The organism is Staphylococcus microti (assembly GCF_000934465.1).
GTDB lineage: Bacteria > Bacillota > Bacilli > Staphylococcales > Staphylococcaceae > Staphylococcus > Staphylococcus microti.
This window is the reverse complement of record NZ_JXWY01000160.1, coordinates 1-414: the sequence shown is the minus strand read 5'-3', so window position 1 is coordinate 414 and position 414 is coordinate 1. Positions and strand designations below refer to the sequence as shown.

Annotated in this window: 1 protein-coding gene; it reads left to right on the top strand. The window is 33.8% G+C overall.

Translation table 11 applies throughout. From position 1 onward, the window contains the following. On the top strand, window positions 1-414 hold a 414-nt coding region (locus TP70_RS11115; RefSeq protein WP_044361660.1), incomplete at both ends, for an RNA-guided endonuclease TnpB family protein.

Sequence of the window (414 nt, the reverse complement as noted above, 5' to 3'; positions counted from 1 at the left end):
ACTTTTTTCGTGATAAATCTGTCGGATTTCCTCGGTTCAAAAGTAAGAAAAACCCTGTTCAGAGTTATACAACGAATAATCAAAATGGGACAGTTGCTTTGATTGATGATAAGTTTGTCAAAGTCCCTAAATTAAAATCCTTAATCAGAATTAAACTTCACAGACAACCCAAAGGGATTATTAAGTCAGCGACAATATCACGTCATGCTAGCGGTAAATATTATATTTCTTTGTTATGTAAAGAAGAGATAGATGAATTGCCTAAATCTAATTCTGCAATTGGTATTGACTTGGGTATTACAAATTTTGCGATCCTTTCTGATGGTCAAAAAATTGATAATCATAAATTCACGGCTAAAATGGAAAAGAAACTCAGACGTGCGCAACGTAAGTTGTCAAAGCGTGCTTTGTTAG